The sequence below is a fragment of the Streptomyces phaeochromogenes genome (assembly GCF_001418655.1).
GTDB classification, from domain to species: Bacteria; Actinomycetota; Actinomycetes; order Streptomycetales; family Streptomycetaceae; genus Streptomyces; species Streptomyces phaeochromogenes.
Map to the genome: position 1 here is coordinate 1 of NZ_LIQZ01000618.1, position 245 is coordinate 245.

At 72.2% G+C, this 245-nt stretch carries 1 protein-coding gene; it reads right to left on the reverse strand.

Annotation, left to right across the window (positions count from 1 at the left end):
• The coding region (locus AOK17_RS51495) for a SpoIIE family protein phosphatase (RefSeq protein ID WP_169802019.1) at nucleotides 1-245 on the reverse strand (245 nt) is incomplete at both ends.

The following is a 245-nucleotide window of genomic DNA, read 5'->3' on the forward strand; positions in this document are numbered from 1 at the left end:
CGTGGTGGCCGCGAAGGAACCGAGGCCGACGCCCAGGGGCGGGGCTACGGGGAGGTTGAGGAGGGTGCGGGTGCCGTCGGGGGTGACGAGGAGCGGGGGGATGTGGCCCGCGTTGGAGAAGGTGACGCGTTCCCGGCGGGGGTCCAGGAGGGCCAGGAGGCAGGTTGCCACCCGGTCCAACTCCAGTGTCAGCGCGGTGCGTTCGGCCTGGAGGAGGATGAAGTCGGGGCTGCTGCCCTGGATCG